General features: G+C 69.5%; 13 protein-coding genes, 1 tRNA gene and 1 other RNA gene. 1 reads left to right on the plus strand and 14 read right to left on the minus strand.

The genetic code is table 11. The features are described from left to right. Positions 1-92 precede the first annotated feature (92 nt). Complete coding sequence (locus tag P2424_RS28985; RefSeq protein WP_276478612.1) at positions 93-2,483, minus strand: DNA polymerase III subunit gamma and tau; 2,391 nt, start codon at positions 2,481-2,483, stop codon at positions 93-95. Positions 2,484-2,546: 63 nt separating this feature from the next. Beyond that, positions 2,547-2,645: signal recognition particle sRNA small type (gene ffs, locus P2424_RS28990), an RNA gene on the minus strand. A gap of 119 nt (positions 2,646-2,764) precedes the next feature. Here ffs and P2424_RS28995 point away from each other — a divergent pair. Beyond that, a tRNA-Ser gene (locus tag P2424_RS28995) sits at positions 2,765-2,849 on the plus strand. Between the two features lie 65 nt (positions 2,850-2,914). Here P2424_RS28995 and P2424_RS29000 read toward each other — a convergent pair. From P2424_RS29000 to P2424_RS29055, 12 genes are all read right to left on the minus strand, one after another. Continuing rightward, positions 2,915-4,198 carry a site-specific integrase gene (locus tag P2424_RS29000; protein ID WP_276478613.1) on the minus strand — a complete coding sequence of 428 codons (1,284 nt, stop codon included), beginning with the start codon at positions 4,196-4,198 and terminating at the stop codon, positions 2,915-2,917. Positions 4,199-4,283: 85 nt separating this feature from the next. Beyond that, positions 4,284-4,511 (minus strand): excisionase family DNA-binding protein, encoded by a 228-nt coding sequence (locus P2424_RS29005; protein WP_276478614.1) that lies wholly within the window; start codon positions 4,509-4,511, stop codon positions 4,284-4,286. Positions 4,512-4,847: 336 nt separating this feature from the next. Beyond that, entirely contained in the window at positions 4,848-6,398 is a 1,551-nt protein-coding gene (locus tag P2424_RS29010; protein WP_276479173.1) for a YfjI family protein, read from the minus strand. 142 nt (positions 6,399-6,540) lie between these two features. After that, on the minus strand, positions 6,541-7,419 hold the full coding sequence (locus P2424_RS29015) for a DNA primase (protein WP_276478615.1): 879 nt from the start codon (positions 7,417-7,419) through the stop codon (positions 6,541-6,543). Beyond that, a complete protein-coding gene (locus P2424_RS29020; RefSeq protein ID WP_276478616.1) occupies positions 7,416-8,144 on the minus strand; it encodes a DNA methylase in 729 nt (242 codons plus the stop codon). Before P2424_RS29020 ends, P2424_RS29015 begins: the two co-directional genes overlap by 4 nt. Before the next feature lie 92 nt (positions 8,145-8,236). Beyond that, positions 8,237-8,623, minus strand: coding sequence for a hypothetical protein (locus tag P2424_RS29025; protein WP_276479174.1), 387 nt, complete (start codon positions 8,621-8,623; stop codon positions 8,237-8,239). Between the two features lie 116 nt (positions 8,624-8,739). Further along, on the minus strand, positions 8,740-8,991 hold the full coding sequence (locus P2424_RS29030) for a hypothetical protein (protein WP_276478617.1): 252 nt from the start codon (positions 8,989-8,991) through the stop codon (positions 8,740-8,742). Between the two features lie 141 nt (positions 8,992-9,132). Then, positions 9,133-11,349: a cell division protein FtsK gene (locus P2424_RS29035; RefSeq protein ID WP_276479175.1), complete on the minus strand. Its 2,217-nt coding sequence runs from the start codon at positions 11,347-11,349 to the stop codon at positions 9,133-9,135. A 94-nt stretch (positions 11,350-11,443) separates the two neighbouring features. After that, complete coding sequence (locus tag P2424_RS29040; RefSeq protein WP_276478618.1) at positions 11,444-11,827, minus strand: RRQRL motif-containing zinc-binding protein; 384 nt, start codon at positions 11,825-11,827, stop codon at positions 11,444-11,446. Continuing rightward, complete coding sequence (locus P2424_RS29045; RefSeq protein WP_276478619.1) at positions 11,824-12,951, minus strand: conjugal transfer protein; 1,128 nt, start codon at positions 12,949-12,951, stop codon at positions 11,824-11,826. Before P2424_RS29045 ends, P2424_RS29040 begins: the two co-directional genes overlap by 4 nt. Then, positions 12,948-13,400 carry a Pycsar system effector family protein gene (locus tag P2424_RS29050; RefSeq protein WP_276478620.1) on the minus strand — a complete coding sequence of 151 codons (453 nt, stop codon included), beginning with the start codon at positions 13,398-13,400 and terminating at the stop codon, positions 12,948-12,950. The genes P2424_RS29045 and P2424_RS29050 overlap by 4 nt, the downstream gene beginning before the upstream one ends. Further along, positions 13,397-13,687, minus strand: coding sequence for a hypothetical protein (locus tag P2424_RS29055; RefSeq protein WP_276479176.1), 291 nt, complete (start codon positions 13,685-13,687; stop codon positions 13,397-13,399). Before P2424_RS29055 ends, P2424_RS29050 begins: the two co-directional genes overlap by 4 nt. Positions 13,688-13,822 lie beyond the last annotated feature (135 nt).

Consider the following 13,822-nt stretch of genomic DNA (forward strand, 5'->3'; position numbering starts at 1 on the left):
GACAGAGAGGACCGGGAGAACCGGGAGAACCGGGGCAAGGAGGGGCCCGGAGGGCGACAGCCGCACCGCACGCACACCGCACCGCCCGGCCGTCAGTCGTGCCGGAGCTCCTCCAGGACCGTCGCCCCGAGCTCCCGGACGATGAGGTCGTGCCCGGAGAGCGCGGATTCGTCCAGGTCGGGGTCGTCCTCGGCGGGCATGTCCTCCTCCGGCACATAGCCGGACGGCGCGGAGGCCGCACGCGGCGCCTCCGGAGCCGGTGCGGACGCCTGGGAGGGGACTCCACCGGATTCGGCCGCGGAGGCCACCGAGGGCTGCGCCGACCCGCCGGGCGCACTCGGCGCGGACGCGGCAGGCCCCGAAGCGGCGGCGCCGGACGTCTGAGGCGTCGCCGACCACTGCTGGGGTGGCGCCGGAGCGGGAGCGGGCGCCGCCATCGCGCTCCGCGTACCGGCGCCGCCGCCCCCCGTCGTCCCGGACCCCGCGCCGTACCCGGGGCCCGGCCCGCTAGGGCCCCCGGCACCACCGCCGCCGCCCGACGGATCGACGATGGCCTCGACCTGCCACTGCACGCCCAGCGCGTCGCCGAGCGCCTGCCGCAGCACCTCGTCACTGCCGCCGTTGGCGAAGCTGTCGCGGGCGCCCGCGTTCGGAAAGCCCACCTGGAGGGTCTTGCCGTCGAAGCCGACGATCTGCGCGTTCTGACTGAGCAGGATCCAGGTGAAGCGCCGCCGGTTCTTGACGGCCTCCAGGATCTGCGGCCACATCTGCCGGATCTGTGCGGGGTCGCCGGCAGCCTGTGCGGGTCCGCCCGCGGGGCCGGAGCCCGCGGGGCCGGTCGGCTCGCCCGCGGGCGGGCCCGTCCGGTCCGGAGCCCCGGGGCTCGGCGCTGGAGCTGCCGGGGCAGAGCCGGTCGGCGCGGACGCCGCCGGGCCGCCGCTCGGCGGCCCCGCTGCACCGGGCCAGGCACCGGGGCGCCGCGCGGGTTCCCCCGTACCGCCACCGGGCGCACCGCCACCGCCACCGGGTCCGGTTCCGCCGGGTCCGGTTCCGCCGGGCCAGGCACCGGGCCGCCTCGCGGGCTCCGCGGGCGGCTGCTCCGCGGGGGCGGCTCCGTCCGCGGCGCCGGAAGGGCCGGACGGACCGGCGGCACCCGCGGCGGGTGGCCCCGCGGAAACGGCGCCGGGATGGCTCTCGACCGCTCCGCCACCGACCGCAGAGGCGGGGGCGGGGGCAGAAGCAGGGGCAGGGGCAGGGGCAGGGGCGGCCGCAGGGGCGGGGGCGCCGGTGGCTCCGGCCCCGGGCGCGCTCAGTGCTGCCGCCGCGGCGCCGCGCTCCAGCCGGTCCAGCCGGGCCTGCACCGAACGCTCGTCCCCGTACGTGGCGGGCAGCAGCACCCGCGCACAGATCAGTTCGAGCTGCAGCCGCGGGGAGGTCGCCCCCCGCATCTCCGTCAGCCCCGTGTTGACGATGTCCGCTGCGCGGCTCAGCTCGGCCGCGCCGAAGACGGACGCCTGGGCCTGCATCCGCTCGACCACGTCCCCGGGCGCGTCGATCAGCGACTTCTCTACCGCGTCCGGGACCGCGGCCAGGATCACCAGATCCCGCAGCCGCTCCAGCAGATCGGTGACGAACCGCCGCGGGTCGTGCCCGCCCTCGATGACACGGTCGACGATCTCGAACGCCCGAGCCCCGTCACCGGCGGCGAACGCGTCCACGACGTCGTCCAGCAGCGCGCTGTCGGTGTAGCCGAGCAGCGAGGTCGCCATGGCATATGTCACACCGTCCTCGCCCGCACCGGCGAGGAGCTGGTCCATCACCGACATCGAGTCCCGCACCGAGCCGGCGCCCGCCCGCACGGCCAGCGGCAGCACCGCTTCCTCGACGGAGATCTGCTCCCGACCGCACACCTCGTCCAGGTAGTCCCGGAGCGTGCCCGGTGGGACGAGGCGGAACGGATAGTGGTGCGTACGCGAACGGATCGTGCCGATGACCTTCTCGGGCTCCGTCGTCGCGAAGATGAACTTCAGATGCTCGGGCGGCTCCTCGACGACCTTGAGCAGCGCGTTGAACCCCGCAGGGGTCACCATGTGCGCCTCGTCGACGATGTAGATCTTGTACCGGCTGGAGGCGGGCCCGAAGAACGCCTTCTCCCGCAGCTCGCGGGCATCGTCCACGCCACCGTGCGAGGCGGCGTCGATCTCGATGACGTCGATCGACCCGGGCCCGTTCCGCGCCAGGTCACGGCACGACTGGCACTCCCCGCACGGGGAGGGAGTGGGTCCCTGCTCGCAGTTCAGGCACCGGGCCAGGATGCGCGCACTGGTCGTCTTGCCGCAGCCGCGCGGGCCGCTGAAGAGGTACGCGTGGTTGACCCGGTTGTTGCGCAGCGCCTGCTGCAGCGGGTCGGTCACATGCTGTTGCCCGATGACCTCGGCGAAGGTCTCGGGGCGATAGCGGCGGTACAGGGCGAGGGACGACACACCCCCGACGATATAGGCCGACACCGACAACTGGCCCACGCCGCGGCAACCCCGGAACCCGGGCACGCAAACACCCCCCACGCACCCGCCAGAGCCAACCTACCCTTGCTGCCTTCCGGCCCTGGGGGAGTTCAGTCAGATAGCGCCACGTGAGGGGCTGCCGCCACACTACCCGATCCCCCGCCCCCCGTTCGACCTCCCGCCCCACCTCCCCCGCCCCCGGATCCGCGAGCGGAATCCGGGTTCGCGAGCACCCCCCATGGTCTTGTACAGTCTGCGGCGGAGGATTCGCCTAGTGGCCTAGGGCGCACGCTTGGAAAGCGTGTTGGGGGCAACCCCTCACGAGTTCGAATCTCGTATCCTCCGCCCAGCTCTCACCGGGCTGAACGTAGGGCCCCACCGCCTCGGCGGTGGGGCCCTACGTAGTTCTCTCAGCCCTCGTTGTCCTGGTTTTTGTCCACAGAGGGTGTCTCCGAGGGGCCCCAGATGGCATCGGCGATCTTCCGGGCCACATCCTTGAGCATGGCGTCCGGCACGTGCAGGTACCGCGCTCGCATACGCGCGGAGGTTCCCGGCTCCCACCCCATGATCTGATCGATGACGCGATCCGGGACACCGAGCAGCATGAGCACGGTGGCGGCGGTGTGCCGGGCGTCGTGAAGCCGGCCGTCCCGGACATGTGCGTCTTCGAGCAGCCGCTTCCAGTCGTGATAATCCGTGTTCGGGCTCAGCGGGCCACCGAGCGGCTTGGTGAACACGTAGTCCGACTCGCCCCACAGGTTGCCGGCTGCCTTCCGCTCGCGTGCCTGCGTCTCGGCGTGCGAACGGAGCATCGCGACAAGAGGGCCCGGAAGGGGCACTGCGCGGCGCCCCGCCCTGGACTTGGTGTTCTTCGTCTCTCGACGGGTCTGCACGCGGTCCGGGCAGTACCCCGCTTTCCGACCGCATGGTGAAGCTTCTGGGCACCCATGCTTGTACCTGGGCCGCAGACGGTTGCGGCGTAGCTTCAAGTACTCGTTGTCCAGGTCGACGTCAGACCATCGGAGTCCTAGCGTCTCGCCCTGTCGCAGACCGAGCGCCAGCGCCAGCATCCAGCGGGCGCTGTTCCGACGCTTGTTGACTTCCATAAGCAGGCGTTGCACCTCTTCCAGGGAGTACGGCTCCACCTCCGATTCCGGTTCCTCGATACGCGGGGGTTTGGCAAGGGCTGCCGCATTCCTGGCGACGTGGCCGCGCCGTACCGCCTCTGTGAGTGCGGTACGGATCGTGCGGTGCACCTGGTGAGCGGTAGCCGCGGCGCTGCCGGTCTTCTGCATGCGCTGGTACAGGCTCTCCAGGTGCTCAGGCTCCAAGCGGTCGATGCGGTGTTTTCCGACGCCGGGAATCAGGTGCACACGCACGGCCACCTCGTAGCCGTCATAAGTGTTCTCACTCACGACCGGCGGCTGAACGATGTTCCCGATCCAGTGCCGAAGCCACTTCTCGACTGTCCACGGCTTGCCCGGCTGTCGGGCCGCCCCTTCGTCGCGCTGCTTCTCAAGCCGGCGGACTTCGTCAACCAACTCTTTACGCGTCCGGCGCGTCAGATGCCGGCGGTAGGCCTCCCCGTTCTCCTTGTAGCCCATCGGCACTCGTGCGTGCCATCGGCCGTCTTTCCCGAAGTAGATGGCCGATTCGCCGTTGGCGCGGCGGGTGCGCTTCTTCTCTTCTGCCACAGGCAGGCTCCGGTTTCTTGGTGTCGGGATTGAAAGCCGGGGCGGCGGGCTGTCCTGTCCGGGAGTGCCGCCGCCCCAGGCACCGTCAAGCGGCGCGGCAGGTGGTACGGAGTCGGGCAACGTACGCGGCCGGCGCGTCAGCGGGAACGCGGCGGAGACGGCCGACGGGGATGGATTCCAGCTCTCCGGACCGAATGAGCTGATAGCACGTGGTCCGGCCGATGCGGAGTCGGCGGGCGGCCTCTTCGACTGTGAGGAGAACCAGCGTCGGATCGTCATCGGTGGGCGCCGCGAGGGTGCTGTGCTCGCTCAAGGTTCGCTCCTCTTGTGCTGTGTTCGCGGGAGATGCCACCGCACAAACCGCACTATCCGCAGAAAGCCCAGACGTTGTCGCTGAGCTGCGGTAATGCGGTGTGGGGCGGCGTCAGGGCAGGGCCCGCAGAAACTCGCGATATTCCGCAAAAAACCGTGGTGCCTCGTCCACGGCGGGTCCCGCCGCTCCGGGCGCGAGTTTGTGCGGAATATCGCGGGATAGTGCGGCGGGGCCTCGCCGGGCAGTGCCGCGAGGCCCCGCCGCTGGTCAGCAGCGCTGCCAGGGTTTATTGCGATTTCGCGGTTTGTGCGGGAGGGGTCGTGAGCGTGGGTCGGTTCACCGACCGCCCTGATGGAACTGCGGGTGTACCGACAAACGAGGTGCGGGCGGTCGCCCTCGTTTGCCGGTGCGCTCCGGCTGGTAGGTCCGCAAGTACCCGTGGTCCTCCAGCAGAGCGAGGGCGGGTTCCAGGTCCGCGATGGTGGGCGCCTCAGCACGCGAAAGCACCGTGAACAGGTCCCGTCGGCTGACGTCGTCCCACCCGTTGTCCCTGAGCGCTTCCAGCACACTGCGAGCGCGGCTAACGACCGGATCGGCGCCCATGACGTCGAATACGGCGAGGGCGTGAGCGGTGTAGTACTCCCCCAACTCGATGGCCGCGTTCATGGTCTGCTCGGTGACCGGGTGGCGGTGCCCCTCGCCCAGGTGCCCAGCGAGATGCAGCAGTGCCGCGATGCGGGCGGTCGCTCCAGCCAGCTTCCCCGCCCAGTTGGCGATGTGGCCCAGCCTCCCGCCCCGCGCCTTGAGCTGAGGCTCCACCCGTTCCTGATACGCGATAAGGGCCGCGTCCGCCTCAGGCGAGAGCTGAATGACGGCCGGGTCCGTCCATTCCGCAAGGGACAACGTCAGGTCGATGACGTTGGACGCGTAAGCGGCGGCCGTCTGCTCAGGTACCGGATCGGTGATGACCTTCCGCTCGCCGACTGTCGAAGCAGGGAGCGCGTACAGGAAGCGAGCGAGCAACCCACGCCCGTCGAACCCCTTCACCTTGCCGATATCGCGGAGCACGTCCGGCTGTACGGCGAGGCCGATGGTCAGGGCGGGGGCGTCGATGTACTCGCGGCGGGTCTGCCGGTTGACCCTCAGCCGGTCCCCGGCATGCCCCTTGAGGAACACCTCCATGTTCGGAGCGCCGGAGTAGCGGCCGGCGATGATGTCGAAGATGCCTCCCTCAGCACTCAGCACGGACAGTCGTCCACCCTGCTCCGACATGAGCGAGGTGACCGTTTCGGGCGTGGAGTCGTCCGCCAGCAGCACCGGTTCGGCCGGCACCGTGAGCGTGTCGGCCGTCTGTGCGAGACCCACAGCCGTCGCGACCATGTCGTCCCGCTTGTCGTCATCGGCCGATGCGGCCTTGGCGGCGGCCTTGTCGGCCGCTTCCTTGGCCAGTCGCGCGGTCAGCTCTGCCTCGACAATGACCGGCTTCATGGTGGCCTTGAGCTGTTTCTCCGCCTCGTACAGCGGATCTGTCAGCAGAGAGAAGACGGCCGACTTCCGGTTGGCCGGCGGGAGAGCAACCACGGTGTAGAGGTTGGTCGGCTCCCGCCAGTTGCCGCGCACGTGGACCACCGACCGGCCGCCGGCCGCCGTGCCGAGTACGGCGAGAGCCAGCGAGCCGGCGAGATCCACCGGGGTCTGTGTCTCCTCGGCGACAGCCGTCACGAAGTCGCGCACCCACCGGGGCAGCACGTGGACGGGAAACGGCGGGCGCTCCCGGCGGCCGGTGAGCGGGATAGGTTCCTCCCACGCTTCCTGTGCCGTCTCGTCCGCGACGGGTGGTGTTTCGTTCAGGGTGGGCAGTCCGGCCCACACGTCCGGGCTGTCCACAGCCTGTGTGGTCATGCGGCTGCCCTCCCTTCTTGGATATGGACGCCCTTGCGGGCGACGTTCTTTCGGGCGCCTACGGTCGCCCGTGGCGGGGCCTGTGAGGCGCCATGCGGGCCAGTCACGGGCGAGGGGGATGGATTGGTCATGCCGCACGCTCCGGGGCCGCCTTAAGGCCGTTGGCGACGGCACGGCGGGCGTACGCCTCGGGGACACCGACGGAGACGGCCGCGGCAACGACCTGTTCGCCGAGGGCCTCCAACCCACACGGGCCCGGGCACTGCACGTGCTGGCCCGCGATGAACCGCGCCACTCCGAACGCCTGCGAGCCGGCGCCGGACTCGGTGCGAGCCCGCACCCGAGCGAGACCGCGTTCCAGACCTGTGCGCACATACCGTTCGGTATGACGACACCCGGCGGCGACCGTCCGGTCCCAGGTCGTACGGCAGGGGAGAGAAGAGGCCACCCCCGCGCGAGCCCAGGTGGTTTCTTCCTTTGTCGGCAGCGCACGGACGGATCCCGGTAGCGGCACCGCAGCACCGCTACCGCCCCCGAGCCACCGCGCGTAGGACATGCGCGACTTGATGTCGACACCCGGCCGCACGCCGTTGGCAGACTGCATAGCGCCCCGGTAGATCCAGTGCTCCCCGCGCGTCGTCGTCACAGTCCGTGTGGCGGGCAAGGTCGCGCGGGCCCATGCGACGGCTGCCGCGTCGTCCAGATCGACGACGGTCAGCTCTGCCCCTCCGGGGTGAAAGGCGATAGCGACGGCCTGACGCCAAGCAGCCGCCCACGCCGTGGACACGAGCACGGCCGGATCGGTCGTCGCAGCGGCCCACCCGTGGCAGACAGCCGGGCACTCGCAGGGCCCGGGGTTCTTCATGTTCGGCCGCCCGCCACAGACGTTCTTGGCGCAGGCGCGACAGTTACCGAACGGCACCTTGCCCTCTCGCAGGGGCAGCACCGGCACGCCGACCCCGGCTAGGTCCAGCGCGGTGCGCAGGTGATCGTGGCGGACCCTCATGCCGCCACCCCCAACGAGTTCAGGGCGGCGAGGTGGGCCCGCCCGATGAACTCCGTGTAGGCGGGCGGAATGGCCTCGGTCAGTTCCTCGCGCACATCGGTCCAGCCGATGCCCATAGCAGCCTGTAGTTCCGGGACGGACGGCTTGCCACCACCGGAGCCGTACGCCGCGACGTACGGGCCGTCGTAGAAGCGACCGTGCCGGTAGCCACGCACTCGCCCACGGTGCGGGACGTGTGCCGGCTGCTCCATGGTCCAGCCGCCAAGTTCGAAGTTGCGATGCCGAATGACACCGAGACCAAACATCTCGCCGCACAACGTCAGGTCCCTGCGAATCCGGGCGCGGCCGTTGGGCTGCTCGATCACATACGGCAGAGACGTCTTGTCAAGCAGGGCACGGGTGCGTGCAACCAGGTCGACATGAGTACGGCCCCACCCCTGGGACGCGTTGGTCCCCACAGTGAGTGCGCATCCGTGCTGACAGGGCGGGGAGGCGTGGACGAACGCGTACCGCCGGATCTCGCTCGTGTCGATGAGGCGCGCGAGGTAGGTCAGAGCGTCGCCCTGGTGATACGGGAAGGGATAGTTCAGCCGCCGGACGATGTCACAACCGTCTACGGCGAATCCGGCGCGAGCGTAGCCCGCTCCAGCACCGCCAGCGCACGAGAAGAGATCCAGCAGACGCGGCCGGTTCGCGGCTCGCAGGGTTGGCGTTGGTTGGGTCATGCTGGGGGTTCTCCTGTTCTGCTTCGTCGGGATTGGGAGACCGAGGGCGGCGGGCTGTCCTTGTCCGGGAGTGCCGCCGCCCTCGGGCGTCGCTAGCTGTGGAAGTGGTTGCGCTTGAACACGGCCTTGCGGATGTTGACCGAGGTCCCGCCGTGGCCGCTCCCGCTGAAGACCTGCACGGCGACCCAGCCGCCGAAGACGACGGCGGCGAGGATGATGATCTGAGTGACCAGTGCGGTCAGGGCGGTGATGAACGCGGTCAGCAGGAACAGCCCGCCGCACGCCGCGCCAAACCCGATGCCACCGAGGGCGAGGTTCACTGCCGTGCGCGAGACAGCTGGCTTGGCCGCGACCGGTTCGGGCTTGGCCGGCTCGATGGCGTAGCCGGTGACGACGCGGCCGTCCGGCAGGGCCACACTCGCCACCGTCGGAGTGCTACCGGGCTGCACCGGTACGCGAGGCGACGCGTGCGCGGGCATGATCTGAGCGGGACGGTGGACTTCTACGGCCGCCGCGTCCTCTGCGATCGGACGACGACGGGGAATGGATTCGTTCACGTGCTGGGCTCCCTTCCAGTGGTCATGTCGGCGAAGGGTCAGCGGGTGCCGGCGCGGTAGGTCCGGGCGGCGCGGTTGTAGATCCAGCGGCCGACGCGTATGCGCTTGCCAGTGGCGTCACAGCGACGGCAGTACTTGCCGCGCTTGAGCCGTCCCTTGCGGTCGGTCTTGAGTTCGTGGCCCATGCCGTCGCACTTGCGGCAGTCGCCAAACGGGCTCAGCCAGCACCTGAAGCTGTAACCCAGTGTGACGACAAGTAGGCATGCGCTAGCGAGCAGGAGAAGGATCATCAGGGGCCTCTCAGACAGATCTTCGGGGGTCTGCGCAGGTGGGCCGCTAGGCGCTAGTGGCCTGATCAGAAGCGGTTTTCCTCGCTAGCGAGGTCGCTAGGTCTAGCAACGTGGGGTGCTAGACCTAGCGACCGTTCAGCGCTACCCGTCGGACCGCTTTTTGTTGCGTTCCGTAATCGCGTCGATGATGTGCTGACGCTCGATGCCGCGCCGGTTGGCGCCTTTGCCGGTCTCCGTAGCACCCCAGACCTGCCCGGTCTTGATGCCGAACGGCTTGAGTGCGTTGGAGAGCTGATCGGCCTTGGCGCGGCCCTCCAGCTCTGCCCAAGCGCCGTACGCCTCTGCGTTCAGCTCGGCGAGCCGGTCCACGATGGTCTCGGACCACACCTTGTCCTCCGTGCGGCCCAGTACGGCGGCGATGTCGTCCAGAATCGCGTCAGCGCCGCGCACAGTGCTGACCTCGCCGACGGCGTCGCCGGACAGAGTGCCTTCGGCTTCCCGCAGATCACGAGCGCGGCCGACGATGGTCTCGGCGTCGCGGCCGTCGGCGAGGTATGTACGCACGATCCCGGAGTCATCCGACATCCCCTTGAGCAGACCCACGCCCTTGTGGGACTTGAGCAGCCGGGAGGCGTCCAGACCTTCGCTGTAGGCGCCGGCGCCCAAGACGACGTCGGACACCTGCCACGAGCCGACCCGCAGGGAGAACCGGGCCTGATGCTGGTCACGCAGCACCGACGGGCATGCGGTGTCGTCCGGCTTCTGCGTGGACGTCATCACCGACACTCCTACCGCCGGGGCGACGCGAGCGAGGTAAACCAGCAGGTCAAGGATGGTTTTGCCGTGCACGGGGTGCTGCAAGTACTCCTGCACCTCATCCACCACCACCAGAGTGAGCGGCATGTTCAGCTTCTTGTCCCGGCTGATCTCCGGGGTGAGCTTGCCCTCCGGGCAGATGTGCAGCGGCAGTTCCGAGAGCCGGTGGTAGCGGTCCTCGACGTCCGCTTTCAGTTCCATCAGGGCGTTGACCAGGTGTTCCACCGGGTCGAAGCCGTTGCGCGGCACGATGCCGAAGCCGATGCGGTGCGCGACCTTTGAGAATGCTCGCCAGTCCGGTGACGCCTTGCCATCGAACACGATCAGCTTGACGTAGGGATCCAGAGCGGCGGCGAGGGCGATGGTGCGCGCAGAGAACGTCTTGCCCTGTCGGGGCACGGCGCCAACCAGCAGCGACAGCCACAGCATCGTGACCATCACCGGGTTGCCGCGCTCATCCACTCCCCACGGGAAGGGCTTCCAGAAGTCGACCCTCGTTGCTCCCAGCAGCGGCGTACGTCCGGCGGGTACCGCGAGCGGGTCACGGTCGGCGATCCAGTAGGACACTCGCCGGTCACTCGACTCGTCCTTGTCCAGGAACAATTGGGTGGACGAGATGTCCATGCCGGAAGCAAGCCGACCTCGTGCCTTCATGGCGTCCTCGAACGTCTTGCCGTAGGGCAGGTCGACGATGACACGCCATCCGTCGCCGTCACGGCCGATCGGCCGCGGGAACGCGACCGTCTGATTCTTTGTGGTCAGTCCGGCCACCTCGTGCGCCCGAATCACGATGTCGCTGGAGAGCTTCCGCTTGCGGAACGTGACCTTGGCCCGGTCGATCAGCGGCCGGTCTGCCGGCGCTCCGGCCACACCGAGACCTGTGGTCAGCGTCGCCACCGACAGCAGGAGCAGCCACGAAGGGGCCATGACGTACAGGATCAGCGCCACAATCAGCCCGAGGAACGAGCCGACGAAAGCAAGCGCACCGCGCAAGCGAACGCGGTCATTGCGCTGCCTCGACAGCTTCAAGTACTCGCCGGCGTCCTCGGCCTCGACGGCAGCGTTTCGCAGCGGCCTGCCCTCGGCATCGAACACCCATCGGCCGATTGCGGCCGACCACCGCCACGCCCCGCGCGGAGCGTAGGCCACAAGCTTCGGGGTGTAGATGCACGGCAACCGCACGGCGTGATAGCCGACCACGGTCGGGTAGTGCCGCAGGGCCCACCGGCGGACGGCCTTGCGCTGGTCAGGCAGCTTCACCCAGTCGGGCAAGACCGGCTGACGCGCCTTGTCCTTGGCTTCCATCCATTCGGCAATGGATGGCGGGTACACCTCGCGCGGCGGGTCGACCGGGGCACCCTCGGTCAGCCCCTCACCGTCGGGGTCGTCGATCTCGGGGAGGTCGGCCTCCCACTCACCCGGCTTTGCCTCGCCCGGTGCCGACGTCTCAGGGGTTGCCGATCGGGTCTTGGCCAGTGGAATAGGGATGACTTCCGCTGTGTGTTCTTCCGGTTCCGCCGTAGTGGGACCGGACACGTTCATCTCGGTCACGATGGATCTGCTCCTTCATGGGAGTCGGAGGGTCCGGCCGGCAACGAGTGGAAGGGGCTGGCCGGACCGGGGGGGCTCAGGTGGCTCAGGCAGCGCGCTGTTCCTCGGGGAAAGCGCAGGGCACGCACATACCGAGCGAAGTGGGGATGACGTATCCGGCGTCTCTGCCGCACGCTGGACACCGGCGGCGAGCGCGCATCATCGCTGCATGCGCCCGCCACCTGCCCGGCGTCATCGGGCGTACTGGCCGGGCGAGATCGGCCCGGTACAGGAACGCAGTCAGCGGCTCGCGCCGTCGTCGTGGCCTGAGGATTTGTGCCGCGACGTCTTGGCCGCCCGGCCGCAGTCCCCGACTGCGTAATTGGCGACGGGTGGCCAAGCCATCCGGAGCGCACCGCCACGGGTAGGTGGGTATGCCGAACCGCTCGCCGGAGGGGTCGAAGCAGTCGGCGCTTCCAAGCCGCTTCACGCGGCCACCTCTCCGACGTCACCGTCCCCATTGCGCTCAGCAAGGAGGGTGTCCCGGAGCATGCGCGCGTTCGCCGGCGAAGTGCGGACCGTGCGGCGAATTCCCTCGGCGGTGACGTCCGAGTCCGGCCAATCCGCCGTCGCAGCGCGCGCCTCAGCGAGCAACTGCGCCGCCGTGCGCTTCGGTCGGGGCGACCGGGCCGCCTCAGGCACCCGACCAGTCGCCCGACGGCGTCGAGGGGAGTCGGCCGCCACCGCCTGCCACTTGGTCGACTCAGCCGGCACCCGATCGGCCTTCACGGAGTCGACCGGCGCGGCAATCGTTGGAGCGGGCTTGAGCGGGAGAGTCGACTTCGCGAAGTCGACCGGCACCGGATCGGGCATCGGCAGTCGAGTCAGCACCACCGACGGGGCCTGGGTCGATTCCGGCAGGTCAGCCGTAGACCGATTCCTCTCGGTCTTGGTGGATTCCTCCGCATTTGCCATGCCGTCGAACATGGCGGACAAGGCGGCGTCAGCGCCGTCCGTCACCCGCTCGCGCTGGACATCCAGCAGCCTCGACCCCAGCGACACGTCACCGACGCCGACCTTACGGGCGAGGCGCCAAGACTTGCGGTCCGACCGATTCCGCACGTTCTTATCGGGGTGATTGGCAGCGCGGGCGCGGTGATAGGCCAGGGCCTGGACCACAGCGGCGGCCTTGCGCTCTGCCTCGACGTCGCGGCGGTCGGTGTGGACAACGATGCGCCGGGCGAGGAAGGCCATACCCTCAGCCGATACGCACATGCCCATGGGGGTCACGGCGTAGATGACAGTCCGCCCCGGATCGGGGCCCGCCATGGCTGCCATGACCGACGCGGCGGCGGGCAGCGTCCACAGTCCGACCCGGATGGACCACGGCGAGGACTGCCCCAGCATGGTCAGGCCCAGCAGTACCAGGCCCAGAACAGCGGTCGCACCTTCGCCAGCGGCTACCGCACCGAGCGCGGTTCCCCGCCCGTAGGCGTGACCGATGTTGCTGAACGTGCCGATGCCGCCGGCGACGCCGGTCAACAGCATGGGCACGAACGCGGCCGTCAGAACGGCTTTCTGCGTCTTGGTAAGCGGCTTACGGGTGTCGCTCATGCCGCACCCCCCACGGTGAACAAGGCAGCCAGGATGAGAAGGCCGCCACCCGCGCATGTCAGGTCGACGGCACGGCGCAAGCAGGTGAACTTGGCGACGGCCAGGCGGGACAGTCCCGCGATGTCAGCGGCAATGTCCCGGGACGCGGTTACGTCGGCGATCTCCTGCGGGGTGAGCGTTGCCCAGAGCGGGAAGCCGTGCCGACCTCCCAAGTTCGGGCGCACCGACCGCAGCAGCAGCGCCGCCGATGCAACGAGCAGCGCCAACCCGCACCAGCCCGCCACGTAGGCGGGGACGTTCAGCGGCAGGTCACGGGCGACTGTCCATGCACCGGCAAGCACCGCGCCGACAAACGCCAGGAGCAGAGCGGTCTTGGCATCGGTCCGTGAAATCTCGGCCTTCACCTCAGCGTGAGCCGCCGTGAGGTTCTGCGTGTGAGTGGCGCTCATGCCGCTTCCCCCGTTCCCGGCCGGTGGCCGCGAACGGCGCGCAGGAACGGCACCGTGTGGGTCAGCGCGTCGGCGTACAGGGCGTCCCAACCGGCGATCTCGTCACCGGCCTCGCCCATCGCACGAAGGTCGGCGAGGACGTCATGGGCCGCGTCCTCGCGAGCCGCGCGCTCGGTCTCCGTCTCCGGCTCCAGCGGTCCGCGGAACAGGTCGACATCGATACCGAGCGCCAGTTCCGCGAACTCAGCATCGCCCACGGCCTCATGGCCGGCGACGTAAGTGCGCATGCGCATGGTGTGTCTCTCCTCTGACTGAGTCGGGATAGGAACCCGGTGCGGCGGGCTGTCCTTGTCCGGGAGTGCCGCCACACCGGGAGAAAGGCCGACGCCGCATACGACGGCGGGCCAAGCGCCCCGGGCGGG

Source organism: Streptomyces sp. WMMB303, assembly GCF_029351045.1.
Classification (GTDB): domain Bacteria; phylum Actinomycetota; class Actinomycetes; order Streptomycetales; family Streptomycetaceae; genus Streptomyces.

Coding starts and splice junctions, on each gene's coding strand:
- P2424_RS29045 (WP_276478619.1), bottom strand. CDS start 12,951: ATGAGCGACACCCGTAAGCCGCTTACCAAGACGCAGAAAGCCGTTCTG.
- P2424_RS29015 (WP_276478615.1), bottom strand. CDS start 7,419: ATGAGGGTCCGCCACGATCACCTGCGCACCGCGCTGGACCTAGCCGGG.
- P2424_RS29020 (WP_276478616.1), bottom strand. CDS start 8,144: ATGACCCAACCAACGCCAACCCTGCGAGCCGCGAACCGGCCGCGTCTG.
- P2424_RS29025 (WP_276479174.1), bottom strand. CDS start 8,623: ATGCCCGCGCACGCGTCGCCTCGCGTACCGGTGCAGCCCGGTAGCACT.
- P2424_RS29030 (WP_276478617.1), bottom strand. CDS start 8,991: ATGATCCTTCTCCTGCTCGCTAGCGCATGCCTACTTGTCGTCACACTG.
- P2424_RS29050 (WP_276478620.1), bottom strand. CDS start 13,400: ATGAGCGCCACTCACACGCAGAACCTCACGGCGGCTCACGCTGAGGTG.
- P2424_RS29035 (WP_276479175.1), bottom strand. CDS start 11,349: ATGAACGTGTCCGGTCCCACTACGGCGGAACCGGAAGAACACACAGCG.
- P2424_RS29055 (WP_276479176.1), bottom strand. CDS start 13,687: ATGCGCACTTACGTCGCCGGCCATGAGGCCGTGGGCGATGCTGAGTTC.